The following is a 14,405-nucleotide window of genomic DNA, read 5'->3' on the forward strand; positions in this document are numbered from 1 at the left end:
GATGCGACAGGGCCAGAAGGACAGAACATGACGAACACCGCAACAGAACCCGCCGACACGGGGACCCAGCTTGTTCAGGCGGCGCGCTGTCTCGAGGCGGGCGGCGTTGTGCTTGTGCCGACGGACACGGTGCTAGGGCTCGCGGCGCTGCCGTCCCGGCCCCAGGCCGTCGCGCGGATTTTTGCCCTGAAGGACCGCCCGGCGCACAAGAACCTGCCGGTCATGGTCGCCTCGGTGCAACAGCTCGAAGACATCGGTGCCGACGTGTCGGCGGTGGCCCGCGCCCTGATTGCCTCGCCGTTCTGCCCCGGACCACTCAGCCTCGTGGTTGCGGTGCGTGGGCAGGGGCAGGCCGACTGGCTGCGCGGTCGCGAGGAACTGGCCTTCCGGATACCGGACGATGCGTTCCTGCTGGATCTGCTGCGGCTTGTCGGGCCGCTGATGGTCACCAGCGCAAACCGATCCGGCATGGACACCCCGGGCGATACGCTCGCCGCAGCGGCGCAGCTGACGGCAGAGCCCGACATGGTGGTTTCGGGACGCGGCGGCGGCCCGGTGCCGTCGACCCTGGTCAACTGCCGCGCCGTGCCGCCGGTGATCGAACGCATCGGCGCCATCCCGGCCGCGGCGCTTGCCGGATATCTGGGCACATGAGCACGGCAGACCTCATTCTCGGGATTGAGACCTCCTGTGACGACACATCGGTGGCACTGGTCGGCCGGGACGGTCAGGTCGTCGCCTGCGAGACGGTGTCACAATTCGACATCCACGCGGAATTCGGTGGCGTGTTTCCGGAACTCGCCAGCCGCGCGCATCTGGAGGCGATCCTGCCGACGGTGCACAAGGTGATGGCGGCCGTGGGGTCCGACCCGGCACGGATCCGCGCCATCGGCGTGACGCGCGGCCCGGGGCTTATCGGTTCGCTGATCGTCGGGGTGAACACGGCGCAGGCGCTGGGGATCGCCTGGGACCGACCGGTTTACGGCGTCAACCACCTGCGCGGGCATCTGCGCAGCCCCGACCTTGACGTGCGGCGGATCACCTATCCGGCGCTGCTGCTGCTTGTCTCGGGCGGGCACACGCTGTTGTGCCACCTGCAAAGCGCGGTGGACGTGACCGTGCTGGGCACCACCCGGGACGATTCGGTCGGCGAAACCTATGACAAGGTGGCGCGCATGCTTGACCTCGGGATGCCCGGCGGCCCGGCGCTCGACCGGCTGGCGGTGCAGGGACAGCCGGTGCACCGGTTTCCCCGGCCGATGATCCGGGACGGGTACGAATTTTCTTTTTCCGGGCTGAAATCCAGTGTGGCGCGCCTGCTGGAAAAGGATCCCGGTGTGGACCGGGCCGATGTGGCTGCGTCCTTTGTCGCGGCCTGCCTGGATGTGCTGGGGGCCAAGGTGCGCCGGGCGATTGCGGAATATCCCTCAGGGTCTCTGGTCGTCGTCGGCGGCGTGGCGGCCAGCCCGCAGATCCGCGCGCTGGTCGAAGGGATCTGCGCGGAGAACGCGCTGATCCCCTGTCTGCCCCCGCTGAAATGGGCCACGGACAATGCCGCGATGATTGCTCTGGCGACCTGGGACTATCTGGAAAACGATGCCCCCAAGGACCTGCGCACAACACCCAGCCTGTCTCTGGCGGCCTGGTAGCAGCCGAGCGGTTGGTTGCCGTCGGCGGACGGGAATGTGTTCGGTGCGCGCGTCTCTCCGACCTAGGGGGGGCACTACGCCGTGGCAGGAAACTGCCGGATGGACGCGGCGAAACTCCGACCATTGCAGAACAGTCGCCGCACAGTGGCTCAGCGCCAGGGGCACCAACCTGCGCGGAGTCTGCTGGGAACCGGAACGCGATACGCTGATTGCCGAATATCTGCCGGTGACCGTGGCGCAGCTGTTCGCGACGATTGCGGGCGGACTGGGCATTTCGGTCGTGGTTGTCGGGGTGCAGCTGGCCGCCACCACGGGCATTGTCGGTGCAACGGGTGTGGCGATGGGACTGATCCCGCTGCCGGTGATGGTGCGCAACGGGTATGCCAACCCGCTGTCCCCGGGGATCGTCGCGGCCTCTGGTACGCTGGGGCCGATCCCGGAAAGCTGGGCGGAGACGCAGGCGGCATACGGCGCAATCACCGCGGATGACCGGCGCCTGCGCACCATCTACCGGAGCGAAATCGACAGCCGTTCGGCCGATCCGGAACGCGCATTCCTGCTTGTCTCCGGGGCGCAAGAGCTTCTGGCCAGCGAGACTGCCTGGCGGGAGCGGGCGGGCAGGGAACTGCTGCCCGAACTGCGTGCCTGCGATCTGGCGATACAGGGCACCAACGGATTGCGTCAGCAGCCGCACCTGCCGCGCAGGCAGGCGTTGTTCGTCGCCTCCTGCAGTGCAGGCCGCCGCGACATTTCGCTGAACTTCTGACCCCCGCCGTGCGCATTGATCGCCCCGGACGCTGCGTCGATGCGGGTTTCGGCACGGGCCTTCTGTTCCAAAATGGAAATGGACAATTTCCGGAATCGCACCAATGGCTGCGTGTTTTCGGGTTTCCCTGTGGTAAAGTAACGCCGAAGCTGTCTTTCGGTGCGCCGGGGCGGGCGAGGTGTGACCGCGCAAATTGTAGTTGAAAATTCTTAACGACCGTTCGGTCAAGTCATTCAAATTGTCATGGCTCTGTACCGCGAGCAGCAGACAGGAGTTGAAATGCCGCCTTTTGACCCAGCCTTTCCCACAGGCAACATCGAAGACATCACCGGCGCATTCGAGATTGAAGTGATTGTGCGGTTTGACGATCTGTCGGGCGGATACTGGCAGCGCGCCTTTGATTTTGGCGACGGTCCCGACACCAACAACATACTGTTGTCGCAGTACGAAAATACGAGCGACATGACCTTCGTGCTCTACCAGGCCGGTCAGTCCTATCGCGTCACCGCCCCGGAGGCGATCATCGAGGGCGAGACCGCGACCTGGAACGTCGGCATTGCCGCGGACGGGGCCATGTGGATCGACAAGAATGGCGTCCGCCTGGCCGAGGCGCAGGGCGTTGTGCCGGTCGACATGCCGCGGCTGAACGAACTTCTGGGCCAATCCAACTGGTCCGAGGATTCACCTCTGGACGGTGCGGTTCTGGGTATTGATGTCACCAACGCCGGTGAGCCGGTGGACAATGGCCTGTTGAACGCCACGCCGCAGATCGACGGCGCCTTCCGGCTGGACGTCGTGGCGCGGTTTGATGATCTGGACGCCGGGCAGGGACAGCGGGTCTTTGATTTTGCCGATGCCACCGGCATCAACGCGCTGCGGTTGACCCAGGTCGGCACCAGCGACGACCTGCGGCTCGAACTGCTGCAGGACGGTCTGGTCTACAGCGTCACCGCGCCGGATGCGATTGTCGAGGGCGAACTGGCGCATTGGGCTGTCGGTATCGACGGTGACGGCGTGATGTGGCTGGAGAAAGACGGCACTCCTCTGGCCGAGGCGCAGGGCGTTGTGCCCTATGACATGGATCGGGAATCGCGGCTGATCGGCGACTCGAATGCCGAAGATGGCAGCCAGATCGACGGCGTGGTGCTTGGCCTGACGGTCACACCGGTGTCGGATGGCCCATTGCCCGCCGATCCGGTGGATCCGGTCGCGCCTGAGGATCCTGTCACCCCGCCGGACCCTGTCGAGCCGGTGGACCCGCTGCCGCCGCCCGATCCGGCCGACCCGCTGCCGCCGCCCGACCCGGTGGAGCCTGCGCCTGCCACCGGGCCACAGCAGATCGACGGGGCGTTCGAGATCGCGGTGACGGTCCGCTTTGACGATGTGCAGGGCGCATACTGGGGCCGTGCCTTTGACTTTGGCGACGGTCCCGAGACCAACAACATTCTGTTCAGCCAGGTCGAGAACACCACCGACATCATGCTCGAGATCTGGCAGGACGGCAGTGCCTACCGGGTCATTGCGGCGGATGCGATCGTGCAGGGCGAAACCGCCGACTGGACCGTGGGCGTCGATCCCGACGGGCTGATGTGGATCGAGAAGGACGGGGCGCTGCTGGCGGAAAACCAGGGGGTCGTCCCGGCGGATGTCGAACGGCAGAACCTGCTGATCGGACAGTCGAACTGGCCCGAGGATGCGCCGCTGGTCGGGGCTGTGTCCGACCTGAGCGTGACGCAGTTCGACGATTTGGTCGATCCGCCCGACCCGGTCGATCCGCCCGACCCGGTCGATCCGCCTGACCCGATTGATCCAGTTGATCCGGTCGATCCGCCCGATCCGGTTGACCCACCCGATCCGGTCATTCCGCCGCCGGTGACCGGGGCCGGGAACATGATCTTTGTCGCGCATCAGGATGATGACCTTCTGTTCATGAATCCGACGATCAGCGATCTCATCGACGCTGGTGAACCGGTAACCACGGTCTACCTGACGGCCGGCGATTTTGGCCTCGGGGAAGAGTACTGGGGCGCGCGCGAGATGGGGGAAAAGGCCGCCTACGGCTATATGGCCGGGGCCAACGACTGGGTGGACGAGACGGTGACCCTGTTGACGGACGGCACCGAGCACGAGATCGCCAGTTCCTACCTTGAAAGCCAACCGGATGTGCGGCTGTATTTTCTGCGCACACCGGACGGGTTCGACGGAAGCGGCTCGGACACCTACGGCAACGAAAGCCTGCAACGGCTGTCCGACGGCGTGATCGATCAGGTGACCACCGTCGATGGGGCCACCACCTATACGGACGCGGAATTCCGCAGCGTGCTGACCGGCCTGATGAACCTGCACCAGCCGGATCACATGCACATTCAGGACCACACCAGCGCCTATGCAGACCAGGAACATTCCGATCATTATCACGCGGCGGAATACGCGACCTCGGCGATGGAGGGGTATAATGCCGATTATACCGTCACCAGCTACGTCGGTTACGCCACCTGGGGCTTCGAGGAAAACCTGACCGGTTCGGTGCACGACGAAGTGAGCCAGACGTTCATGGAGTACGCTGCTTTCGATCCGCAGGTGTTTGGCAGCGACGGCACGCTGATCAATGCCTATCGCGAATGGGTGCAGCGGGAATACGTGGCGGATGAATACACTGTCAGCGCCACCCCCGAGGCCATCCAGACCGCGTCGGTCTTTGAGGCGCTGATGCTGACCGGTGACGCGGCGAGCTTTGATCTGACCGCCGGGACCGCAGCGGATGAAGAGGTCGAAGACGACGTTTTCGTCTAGCTGAGTTCAGGCTTGTGGCCACCTCCGGCCCGCCAATCACGCAGCTTATCCAGCCCGCGCCCGGCAAAATCGGCCGGAGAGGGCGCGTGGGGCCGTCAGATGCTTGCGGGCGGCAGCGGGCAGGGGTAAACGCATCCCCCAAGAGCACGCCACAGAATACTGATCAAAGAGGCCCCCATGTCCATCGACGTAGAGACCGCCGCCCGCGTGGCCAAACTGGCCCGCATCAAGGTGGCCGACGACGCCCTGCCGGCACTGGCCGAAGAATTCAACACCATCCTCGGCTTTATCGAGCAATTGGGTGAAGTGGATGTCGAAGGCGTCGATCCCATGGTGTCGGTCACGCCGATGCGTCTGCCACGCCGTCAGGATGGCGTCACCGACGGCGGCATGCAGGACCGAATTCTTGCCAATGCGCCCGATGCGCGCGAAGGTTTTTTTGCTGTGCCGAAGGTGGTGGAATAATGTCGGATCTCACCAAACTCAAGATTTCCGAAGCCCGGGACGCACTGCGCAAGGGCGAAGTGACGTCGGTCGCGCTGACCCAGGCCTGTCTCGCGGCAATCGACGGCGCCGATGCGTTGAACGCCTTTGTGCACAAGACTCCCGAACTGGCGCTGCAACAGGCCACTGCCGCCGATGCCCGCATCCAGGCCGGAGACAGCCCCGACCTCTGCGGCATCCCGCTGGGCATCAAGGATCTTTTCTGTACCAAAGGGGTGCCGAGCCAGGCCGCCAGCCGGATATTGCAGGGCTTTGTTCCTGAATATGAAAGCACGGTCACCAGCCAGCTGTTCAGCGCCGGCGCGGTGATGCTGGGCAAACTCAACATGGACGAATTCGCCATGGGCTCGTCGAACGAAACCTCGACCTATGGCGATGCGGTCAACCCCTGGCGGCGCGGCAACGACGAAACGCCGCTGACGCCGGGCGGGTCTTCGGGCGGGTCGGCCTCGGCGGTGGCGGCGGATCTGTGCCTTGGAGCGACCGGCACGGATACCGGCGGTTCGATCCGCCAGCCGGCTGCCTTTGCCGGGATCACCGGGATCAAACCGACCTATGGGCGCTGTTCGCGCTGGGGGATTGTCGCCTTTGCCTCGTCCCTCGATCAGGCCGGACCAATGACCAAGGACGTGCGCGACGCGGCGATCATGCTGGGCGCGATGTGTGGTCATGACCCCAAGGATTCGACCTCTGCCGACATGGCGGTGCCGGATTTCGAATCCATGCTGACCGGCGACATCCGTGGCAAGAAGATCGGTATCCCGCGCGAATACCGCATGGACGGCATGCCGGACGAGATCGAGACGCTCTGGGCGGACGGAACCGCGATGCTGCGCGACGCCGGAGCCGAGATCGTCGACATCTCGCTGCCGCACACAAAATACGCGCTGCCCGCCTATTATGTCATCGCCCCGGCCGAGGCTTCGTCGAACCTCGCGCGCTATGACGGGGTGCGGTATGGCCACCGCGCCAGTCTGGCGCAGGGTGACGGCATCACCGAGATGTACGAAAAGACCCGCGCCGAAGGCTTCGGGGCCGAGGTGCAGCGCCGGGTGATGGTCGGCACCTATGTGCTGTCTGCCGGGTTCTATGACGCCTACTACAACCGCGCCCGCAAGGTGCGCACCCTGATCAAGCGCGACTTCGAGACGGTGTTCGCAGATGGCATCGACGCCATCCTCACACCGGCGACGCCTTCTGCGGCGTTTGGCCTTGGCGAGATGAGCCATGCCGACCCGGTGCAGATGTATCTTAACGACGTTTTTACCGTTACAGTGAACCTCGCAGGCCTTCCGGGCGTTTCGGTTCCGGCGGGCATCGACCGGCAGGGGCTGCCTCTTGGCCTGCAACTGATCGGCCGACCCTGGGAAGAGGGCGATCTGCTGAATACCGCCTATGCCCTGGAACAGGCGGCGGGCTTTGTCGCAAAGCCGTCGCAGTGGTGGTAATGGCCCCGGAGAGACTCAGAGGATGACACGACGCATGACACGGTTTTTCTATCTTGGTGTGGCGGCCCTGACGCTGGCGGGATGTGCCGCGTCAAATGTGCCTGACAGCGGTGCGGGCGTCGGGTTCGGCGATTATGCTGACTATCAGGCGCGCCGCGAGGCCGAACTGCTGGGCAATGCGCCGGTGCGCACCACGGTGCCGCCGCCTGCCGGGGTCGTGTCGTCCAACCTTGATAACCCCGATCCGGCGATCGCTGCAGCCGAGCGCGCTCTGGCGCAGGATCCGGGGGCTGGCCCGATAGAGGCCGCTCCGGGCAATCCGGCGCCGCAGGTGGTCACGAATGCCGCCGGGATTTCGGAGGAAAACAGCTTTGACGCTGTGTCCGGAGAGCGGGACATCGCTGCTGACGCGGCACTGATCGCCCGCAACCGGGCACAGTACCAGGTGATCCAGCCGACCGCATTACCCAGCCGCAGCGGCGCCGAAGGACCGAACATCGTCGAATATGCGCTCAAGACGACCAACCCGCGCGGCACGTCGCTCTACAGCCGGTCGGCGTTCAACACCGAGGCCAAGGCTGCCCGTGCCTGTGCCGACTATTCCTCGTCGGATCTGGCACAGGAAGCGTTCCTTGCCGCCGGTGGTCCGGAAAAGGACCGTCGTGGCATGGATCCGGACGGCGACGGGTTTGCCTGTAGCTGGGATCCGGCGGCGTTTCGGTCGGTGCGCCGGAACTGACGGCGCTCTGGTATCCCTCTGGCAACTGTGGGCCGCGCCGCGACGGAGCGGTGCCATCTCTGGTTGTGATCCACTATACCGCGATGCCGTCGGCAGAAGGTGCCCGGGACTGGCTGTGTGATCCGCGGTCGCAGGTTTCGGCACATTACGTGATCTGTCCGGCGGGACGCCTGTGGCAGCTTGTGGACGAAGCCGAGCGGGCCTGGCATGCCGGCGCAGGTCAGTGGGGATCGCTGACGGATGTCAACTCGCACTCGATCGGGATTGAGCTGGCCAATACCGGCCTGCAGCCCTTTGCCGAACCACAGATGGCGGCGCTTGAAGACCTTCTTTCATCTATTCGGAAACGCTGGAAAATTCCGCCTGAAGGTGTGATCGGACATTCCGATATGGCGTTGGGACGCAAGATCGATCCCGGCCCGCGGTTCGACTGGCGCAGGCTGGCACGTCAGGGACTGTCGGTCTGGCCGCAGCCGCGGCGGGGCGGGTCGTTTTACGACGATGCACAGAGATTTGGCTATGCCATCCCGGCAGAGGGCAAGAGCCACTTGCTGCAGGCGTTCCGCCACCGTTTTCGCCCCGGCGCCTCGGGTCCGCTGGACGAGATCGACACCGCCTTGATGGCGGACCTGGCCACGCGCTGGCCAAGGGACTGACACCTGCAAGCAAAGTCATTCCAGCTCGTACGGCAGTACGCCGCGCCAGTTCGGCGGGACGTGCAACTTGCGTTCCAGCGGTGGCACCGAACGTTGGTGGCAGGTCATCCGCTCGCAGATCCGGCACGAGATACCGATGGGCTCGAAGGCCGCATCGCGATCTAGGTCGAGCCCGTCGGCATAGACCATGGCGCGGGCATGTTTCACCTCGCAACCCAGCGAAATCGCATAGCGCCGCACCGGCGCACCGTAATGGCCCCCCGGCTTGGTCACATCGCGGGCGAGGCTGATATAGCGCACCCCGTCCGGGGTTTCGGCCAGTTGGCGCAGGAACCGGCCCGGTGTTTCAAAGGCGCGGTGCACGTTCCACAGCGGGCAGGCGCCGCCAAACCGTGCGAACTGCAACCGGGTCGAGGAATGTCGCTTGGTGATGGTGCCGGCCTGATCGACACGCACAAAGAAGAACGGAATGCCCTTGGCGCCGGGTCTTTGCAGGGTCGACAGCCGGTGCGCCACCTGTTCGATCGATGCGCCGAACAGAATCGCCAATCGCTCGAGATCATGCCGCGTTTCCTGTGCGGCTTGCAGGAAGGCCACATAGGGCATCATCACGGCCCCGGCGAAATAGTTCGCAAGCCCGATCTTGGCGATGCTACGGGCCGCATCGGTCTGAAACCGGGCCAGATCGAGAGTCGCCTCGAGCAGCGGATCCTGACGCAGCAGCGCCACCTGCAAAAGCAACTGGAACGTCTGGGTCTCTGGCGGGGCAAGCGCCGACAGGACCAGCACGCCGGTTTCGGCATCGTACTGGCGCAGCGGCGTCGCGTGTTCGAACCGAACCTTCACCCCACGATGTGCCAGCCGGGCGATGGCGGCGCTGCGGATGTCACCTTCGCCCTGCAGCAGACCGGCAAAACGCTCCGCGGTCCGGTCGACAGCGTCGATATAGTTGTCGCAGTAATGGAAAAAGTCGCGGACTTCCTCCCAGGGGCTGGGCTGCAGCTGGGTACCTTCGCGGCCCAACGCCTCGTCCAGACTGGCGAGCCGTTCATGGGTGTGCCGGTACGCCTTGTGAAGTTCCAGAAAGGCGCGGGCGAAAGCGGGGGCATTCGAGGCCGTCAGCCGCAGGTCGGCCAGCGGCGGCGCGACATCGCCAAAGACGGGGTCGGCGAGGGCTTCGCGCATGTCCGTGACCAGGCGTTCGGAATCGCCCTGGCCGAGTTCGGTCACGTCGAGACCGAATTCCTGCGCCAGCGCCAGAACCACCGTGGTGCTGACCGGGCGGTTGTTGTTCTCCATCTGGTTGAGATAGGGCAGGGAGACACCCAGCTTGGTCGCAAAATCCTTCTGCGTGAGGCCAAGCCGCCCCCGGATCTCGCGCAGCTTGGCGCCAACATACAGCTTTCTGGAGGACATGCGGCAACCTCTTTGCAAATCAGTCCCGCAAGGTTTGCAAAGAACCTAGCCGCCGTCCAGTGCCGCCAGCTGCCTTTCGCGCCAGATCACGAAGCGAATGCAGGCGATGGCGAGCAGGCTGGTGATGAACATGATCCACAGCAGCGGCCATGCCCCGGTCCCGGGTTTGAGAAGGGCGCCCGCCAGCGCGGACAGCGCCGCGCCGCCGCCGATCATGATGGCGCCACCCAGTCCGCTGGCCGTGCCGGCAAGATGCGGACGCACTGACAGCATGCCGGCGGTGGCGTTGGGAATCGACATGCCGTTGCCCAGACCCACAAAGATCACAAACCCGAAGAAGCTGGTCACCGATCCGTAATCGGTGGCCATGACAATCAGGTTGAGCGCAATGCCCGCCGCGTTGAACAGCGTGCCCCAATACACCATGTTGTTCACGCCGACGCGCGCGGAATACCGGCCTGACAGATAGTTGCCGACAAAATATCCGACCGCCGGAGCGCCGAAATACAACCCCAGTTCCGACGGGGTCAGGGAAAAGACGACCGAACCGACAAACGGCGCGCCGCCGAGGTATGCAAAGAAGGCACCCGAGGCGAAACCCGAGGCAAGGGCGTAGCCCCAGAACCGCGGCGCACGCAGCAGTTCGGGATATTCGCGGAACTGCTGCCCGAGGGTGAGCGCGCTTTTCTTCGCCGTCTCACCCAGGTCCCGCCAGGTGAGCCAGAACAGGGCCAGCCCCAGCGCCAGCAACAGCCAGAAATTTGCCTGCCAGCCCAGCAACTCGTCCAGCACGCCGCCGATCGCCGGGCCGATCATCGGCACCACGGCCATACCCATGGTGACATAGCCGATCATCGAGGCCGCCTGATCCTGCGGGACCATGTCGCGGACCACCGCGCGTGACAGCACCATCGTGGTCACAATGACCGCCTGCAGCATCCTGAAAGCGAGGAAAACATAAGCGTCGCGCGCAATCAGGCAACCGATGGTTGCCAGACAGAAGATGGCAATGCCACCCAGGATCACCGGGCGGCGGCCCAGCTTGTCCGAGATCGGACCGATCAGGATCTGCAGCACGGCGTTGACGGCGAGATATATCGCGACGGAGAGCTGCATCAGACTGTATTCGGTGTCAAAGTATGCGGTCATATTGGGCAGGCTGGGCAAGAAGATGTTCATTGCCAGCGCCGAAAGACCCGCGAGCAGGATCAGCGTCGTGATGTGGGGCGGGGTTGAGCGGTCCAGAAATCGGACCAATGGGGCGTCTTGCATAATCAGTGTGTTAGGCCGATGCTTTGGCCGTGTCCAACGAGACCATGCGCTCGGTGTCGAATATGCAACTTTGCAATATGCACGCAACATTTTTTGCGCAATTTGCAAATTTGCCAAAAGGCACTTGAGGCAGCGCGCAGGCTCTGTATTTTCCGCCGAAACGAGGGGATCACGATGAAAGACATTCTTCAGGAACTCGAAAGCCGCCGTGCCGAGGCCCGGCTGGGCGGCGGCCAGAAGCGGATCGACGCGCAGCATGCCAAGGGCAAGCTGACGGCGCGCGAACGCATCGAGCTGCTTCTGGACGAGGACAGCTTTGAAGAATTCGACATGTTCGTCACGCACAGATGCACCGATTTCGGCATGGAGAACAACAAGGTCTATGGCGACGGCGTCGTGACGGGCTGGGGCACGATCAACGGGCGCATGGTCTACGTGTTCAGCCAGGACTTTACCGTCCTCGGCGGCTCGCTTTCGGAAACCCACGCCAAGAAGATCTGCAAGATCATGGATATGGCGATGCAGAACGGTGCGCCGGTGATCGGGATCAACGATTCCGGTGGTGCCCGCATCCAGGAAGGCGTGTCCTCGCTGGCGGGCTATGCCGAAGTCTTCCAGCGCAACGTGATGGCCAGCGGCGTGGTGCCGCAGATTTCGCTGATCATGGGCCCCTGCGCCGGCGGCGCGGTCTACTCCCCGGCGATGACCGATTTCATCTTCATGGTGCAGGACAGCTCTTACATGTTCGTGACCGGCCCGGATGTGGTCAAGACGGTCACCAACGAAGTGGTCACTGCCGAAGAACTGGGCGGTGCATCGACGCACACGCGCAAATCCTCGGTGGCGGACGGTGCTTTTGCCAACGATGTCGAAGCGCTTGCCGAAGTGCGGCGGCTGGTGGATTTCCTGCCGCTGTCCAACCGGGAAAAGCCGCCCGTCCGCCCGTTTTTTGACGAACCGGGCCGGGTCGAGCGCAGCCTTGATACCCTGATCCCCGAAAACGCCAACACGCCCTATGACATGAAAGAGCTGATCAACAAGATCGCGGACGAGGCCGACTTCTACGAGATCCAGGAGAATTACGCGCGCAACATCATCACCGGGTTCATCCGCCTCGAAGGTCAGACCGTCGGGGTGGTGGCAAACCAGCCGATGGTGCTGGCGGGCTGTCTGGACATTGACAGTTCGCGCAAGGCGGCACGGTTCGTGCGGTTCTGCGATGCCTTCGAAATTCCGATCCTCACGCTGGTGGACGTGCCCGGGTTCCTGCCCGGCACCGGTCAGGAATACGGCGGTGTGATCAAGCACGGAGCCAAGCTTTTGTTCGCTTATGGTGAGGCGACGGTGCCCAAGGTCACGGTCATCACCCGCAAGGCCTATGGCGGGGCCTATGACGTGATGTCCTCCAAGCATTTGCGCGGAGATTTCAATTATGCCTGGCCGACGGCCGAGATTGCCGTCATGGGGGCAAAAGGCGCGACCGAAATCATTCACCGTGCCGACCTGAAGGATGCGGAAAAGATTGCCGCCCATACAAAGAACTACGAAGACCGCTTTGCCAACCCGTTTGTCGCCGCCGAGCGGGGCTTTATCGACGAGGTGATCCAGCCCCGCAGCACCCGCAAGAGGGTCAGCCGCGCCTTTGCGGCGCTGCGCGGGAAAAAGCTTACCAACCCTTGGAAAAAGCACGACAATATACCGCTCTAAGTGACCCTTTCCGGGGCGTCCGGGCGCAACCGCAGACTGCAGGACCAAGAGGCTGAATGACACAGGATTTCGACCATCCGGATCCGTCTGACCGACCGGGCGCGGACAGCGGCAAGGCCCGGCTGTCCGGCGCGGACGGGCCGCTTGCCCATGCGGGCTTGCGGCCGCGGCGTGGCTGGTACACCACAGAGACCCGGGCGCGCTATACGCTGTCGCGCCATTGGCCGGTGGTTTTCGATCTGGTCGCCTGCACGCATCTGCCTTTGCTGCGTGCCAACCGCCTGGCGCGGCAAATCCGGCAGGATATATGGCGGGAACTGCGGCATCTGCGCGGGTTCTCTCCGGCTGTCGAGATTGTCCATGAGGGTGCCGGTCTGAAGGTCCGTGCCGGTGGCAGCCTGATGGCCGGAGCGGCGCCTGCGGGCACTTCGGCACAGTTGGCAGCCTTGCTGAACGACCCCGAGCGGCGCGCACGCTGGTGCCACTGGGCCCGCATCCGGGGGCAGGGCTGATGTCGCTGTTCTCCGGTCCAGTGATCTCGGTTTCGCGCTTGGTTCGTCCGGGTGACGGGCACTCGGGTCGTCGGTCGGGCTGGGCTGTTGCGAGTCTGACGGCTCTCGGGGCACTGGCGGTGACAGGCGCGGTGGCGGTGTTCGGGTTACCCGTGGGCACCGCCGGGGGGCAGACGGTCACGCTGCCGTCCGGCAGATCCGCGCAGTTTCAGGAGCTGATAGAGGAAGTCTCGGGCGAGATTTCGGTCGCGCGATTCCGCTTTGTCGCGCCCTGGGTTGCCGACGGCCCAGACTATGGTTCGGTGGCCGCGGACATGGAGGAACTGTGCCAGACCTATGCCGTCAGCGCGCTTGAGGGCGCCGCTGCGGATCCGGCGCGGATCATCATTTCCCTGGCCCAGAGCGCAACCGAATTCGGGGTCGCGAACCCTGATATTACGCAGTTTTTTGAGTCTTTCAGCCTGCGAAACGGGCTCTGTATCTGGGAGGCATTCTGATGGCTGCACAATATCTGGAGGCCTCCGGGGGCGGAGTGCTGTCTTATGAGGCTTTCGAGTCACAGATGCCCGACGTATCGGCGCCCACGTATCTTTTCCAAATCTTTTCCGATATTCTGCGGAACGGTTGCACCCAAGCGACCGTTACCTCGAGACGAGGACAGGCAGGGCCGTGTGGTCGCGTCGGTTCCGTTGAATCTGACAGGAGTAAGAAATGTCGAAAAGCATCAAGCTGGTTGCAATGTTCGGTTTTGTCGCAACGCTCTCCGCGTGCGGTCAGCAGCAGCAGGAAGAGTACGTTGTGGTTGACCCGGCGCCGATCTCTGTCGAGCCTGTTTACACCGGCAAGTACAAGTAAGACGATCCCGGGACGGGCTTTGCGGTCCGTCCCGGTTTCCATCCCCGGTTCCGGCCCGTTGTTGGCCCTTCACACAGAGGAGGGCCTG

At 64.0% G+C, this 14,405-nt stretch carries 14 protein-coding genes; 12 read left to right on the plus strand and 2 right to left on the minus strand.

The window, feature by feature from the left end; genetic code table 11:
- The first annotated feature begins 27 nt into the window (after window positions 1-27).
- From FOY53_RS16310 to FOY53_RS16345, 8 genes are all read left to right on the plus strand, one after another.
- Window positions 28-654 carry an L-threonylcarbamoyladenylate synthase gene (locus FOY53_RS16310; protein WP_146590807.1) on the plus strand — a complete coding sequence of 209 codons (627 nt, stop codon included), beginning with the start codon at window positions 28-30 and terminating at the stop codon, window positions 652-654.
- Complete coding sequence (gene tsaD, locus FOY53_RS16315; protein ID WP_146590809.1) at window positions 651-1,649, plus strand: tRNA (adenosine(37)-N6)-threonylcarbamoyltransferase complex transferase subunit TsaD; 999 nt, start codon at window positions 651-653, stop codon at window positions 1,647-1,649. Before FOY53_RS16310 ends, tsaD begins: the two co-directional genes overlap by 4 nt.
- Window positions 1,650-1,692: 43 nt before the next feature.
- Entirely contained in the window at window positions 1,693-2,415 is a 723-nt protein-coding gene (locus tag FOY53_RS24070; protein ID WP_342784266.1) for a TRAP transporter large permease subunit, read from the plus strand.
- Between the two features lie 279 nt (window positions 2,416-2,694).
- Window positions 2,695-5,208: a PIG-L family deacetylase gene (locus tag FOY53_RS16325; RefSeq protein ID WP_146590813.1), complete on the plus strand. Its 2,514-nt coding sequence runs from the start codon at window positions 2,695-2,697 to the stop codon at window positions 5,206-5,208.
- A 177-nt stretch (window positions 5,209-5,385) separates the two neighbouring features.
- On the plus strand, window positions 5,386-5,673 hold the full coding sequence (gatC, locus tag FOY53_RS16330; RefSeq protein WP_146590815.1) for an Asp-tRNA(Asn)/Glu-tRNA(Gln) amidotransferase subunit GatC: 288 nt from the start codon (window positions 5,386-5,388) through the stop codon (window positions 5,671-5,673).
- Window positions 5,673-7,160: an Asp-tRNA(Asn)/Glu-tRNA(Gln) amidotransferase subunit GatA gene (gatA, locus tag FOY53_RS16335; RefSeq protein ID WP_146590817.1), complete on the plus strand. Its 1,488-nt coding sequence runs from the start codon at window positions 5,673-5,675 to the stop codon at window positions 7,158-7,160. Before gatC ends, gatA begins: the two co-directional genes overlap by 1 nt.
- Window positions 7,161-7,194: 34 nt before the next feature.
- Window positions 7,195-7,899 (plus strand): hypothetical protein, encoded by a 705-nt coding sequence (locus FOY53_RS16340; RefSeq protein ID WP_146590819.1) that lies wholly within the window; start codon window positions 7,195-7,197, stop codon window positions 7,897-7,899.
- Entirely contained in the window at window positions 7,860-8,555 is a 696-nt protein-coding gene (locus FOY53_RS16345; RefSeq protein ID WP_372833771.1) for an N-acetylmuramoyl-L-alanine amidase, read from the plus strand. Before FOY53_RS16340 ends, FOY53_RS16345 begins: the two co-directional genes overlap by 40 nt.
- 15 nt (window positions 8,556-8,570) lie before the next feature.
- Here FOY53_RS16345 and FOY53_RS16350 read toward each other — a convergent pair whose 3' ends face one another.
- Window positions 8,571-9,971 (minus strand): helix-turn-helix domain-containing protein, encoded by a 1,401-nt coding sequence (locus FOY53_RS16350; RefSeq protein WP_146590821.1) that lies wholly within the window; start codon window positions 9,969-9,971, stop codon window positions 8,571-8,573.
- A gap of 45 nt (window positions 9,972-10,016) precedes the next feature.
- Window positions 10,017-11,243, minus strand: coding sequence for a multidrug effflux MFS transporter (locus FOY53_RS16355; protein ID WP_146590823.1), 1,227 nt, complete (start codon window positions 11,241-11,243; stop codon window positions 10,017-10,019).
- A 174-nt stretch (window positions 11,244-11,417) separates the two neighbouring features.
- On the opposite strand from FOY53_RS16355, the gene FOY53_RS16360 reads away from it, so the two are divergent.
- From FOY53_RS16360 to FOY53_RS23170, 4 genes are all read left to right on the plus strand, one after another.
- Window positions 11,418-12,950: an acyl-CoA carboxylase subunit beta gene (locus FOY53_RS16360; RefSeq protein ID WP_146590825.1), complete on the plus strand. Its 1,533-nt coding sequence runs from the start codon at window positions 11,418-11,420 to the stop codon at window positions 12,948-12,950.
- Between the two features lie 56 nt (window positions 12,951-13,006).
- Entirely contained in the window at window positions 13,007-13,462 is a 456-nt protein-coding gene (locus FOY53_RS16365) for a hypothetical protein (RefSeq protein ID WP_246107437.1), read from the plus strand.
- Complete coding sequence (locus FOY53_RS16370) at window positions 13,462-13,959, plus strand: DUF6497 family protein (RefSeq protein WP_246107438.1); 498 nt, start codon at window positions 13,462-13,464, stop codon at window positions 13,957-13,959. The genes FOY53_RS16365 and FOY53_RS16370 overlap by 1 nt, the downstream gene beginning before the upstream one ends.
- 214 nt (window positions 13,960-14,173) lie before the next feature.
- On the plus strand, window positions 14,174-14,317 hold the full coding sequence (locus FOY53_RS23170) for a hypothetical protein (RefSeq protein WP_186766638.1): 144 nt from the start codon (window positions 14,174-14,176) through the stop codon (window positions 14,315-14,317).
- Window positions 14,318-14,405: the final 88 nt, after the last annotated feature.

The organism is Puniceibacterium confluentis (assembly GCF_007923445.1).
In the GTDB taxonomy this organism is placed as follows: Bacteria; Pseudomonadota; Alphaproteobacteria; order Rhodobacterales; family Rhodobacteraceae; genus Puniceibacterium; species Puniceibacterium confluentis.

Bases quoted from the DNA above. Each gene is read 5' to 3' on its own strand.
- FOY53_RS23170 (WP_186766638.1), top strand. From the start codon at position 14,174: ATGTCGAAAAGCATCAAGCTGGTTGCAATGTTCGGTTTTGTCGCAACG.
- FOY53_RS16325 (WP_146590813.1), top strand. From the start codon at position 2,695: ATGCCGCCTTTTGACCCAGCCTTTCCCACAGGCAACATCGAAGACATC.
- FOY53_RS16360 (WP_146590825.1), top strand. From the start codon at position 11,418: ATGAAAGACATTCTTCAGGAACTCGAAAGCCGCCGTGCCGAGGCCCGG.
- FOY53_RS16310 (WP_146590807.1), top strand. From the start codon at position 28: ATGACGAACACCGCAACAGAACCCGCCGACACGGGGACCCAGCTTGTT.
- tsaD (WP_146590809.1), top strand. From the start codon at position 651: ATGAGCACGGCAGACCTCATTCTCGGGATTGAGACCTCCTGTGACGAC.
- gatC (WP_146590815.1), top strand. From the start codon at position 5,386: ATGTCCATCGACGTAGAGACCGCCGCCCGCGTGGCCAAACTGGCCCGC.
- FOY53_RS16350 (WP_146590821.1), bottom strand. From the start codon at position 9,971: ATGTCCTCCAGAAAGCTGTATGTTGGCGCCAAGCTGCGCGAGATCCGG.
- FOY53_RS16365 (WP_246107437.1), top strand. From the start codon at position 13,007: ATGACACAGGATTTCGACCATCCGGATCCGTCTGACCGACCGGGCGCG.
- gatA (WP_146590817.1), top strand. From the start codon at position 5,673: ATGTCGGATCTCACCAAACTCAAGATTTCCGAAGCCCGGGACGCACTG.
- FOY53_RS16370 (WP_246107438.1), top strand. From the start codon at position 13,462: ATGTCGCTGTTCTCCGGTCCAGTGATCTCGGTTTCGCGCTTGGTTCGT.
- FOY53_RS16340 (WP_146590819.1), top strand. From the start codon at position 7,195: ATGACACGGTTTTTCTATCTTGGTGTGGCGGCCCTGACGCTGGCGGGA.
- FOY53_RS16355 (WP_146590823.1), bottom strand. From the start codon at position 11,243: ATGCAAGACGCCCCATTGGTCCGATTTCTGGACCGCTCAACCCCGCCC.